Source organism: Mesorhizobium sp. M4B.F.Ca.ET.214.01.1.1 (assembly GCF_004791545.1).
Taxonomy (GTDB): Bacteria; Pseudomonadota; Alphaproteobacteria; order Rhizobiales; family Rhizobiaceae; genus Mesorhizobium; species Mesorhizobium abyssinicae.
In genome coordinates, this window is record NZ_SRUX01000240.1 from 1 (window position 1) to 301 (window position 301).

A 301-nucleotide genomic window follows, 5' to 3' on the forward strand; every position below is an offset into this window, starting at 1 on the left:
AGCCACTAAGGAGCGCCAGTTCAGGGAGGTTGGGCGTGACAATGCAGCAAAGCGGCATAAGATCGCGCTTCATGGCAGCGATAGCGCCTGCTTGCAGAAGTGCGCGGCCTGAGGTGGAGGCCAGCACAGGGTCGAGTACTGCGGGGACATGCGGAAATTTGCGCAGCACTGCGGCAACGGCAACAATGATCTCGGCAGTCGCCAGAATGCCGACCTTGATTGTGGCCACGTCGTTGGCCTGCAGCGCGGCGCGCATCTGATTGGCCACCAGGCTAGGTGGCGAATAATAGATTTCAATCAC

Annotated in this window: 1 protein-coding gene; it reads right to left on the minus strand. The window is 59.5% G+C overall.

All coding sequences use genetic code 11. The features are described 5' to 3' along the window. Positions 1-301: bifunctional hydroxymethylpyrimidine kinase/phosphomethylpyrimidine kinase (locus tag EN857_RS34055; RefSeq protein ID WP_189522848.1), on the minus strand; the 301-nt coding region annotated here is incomplete at both ends.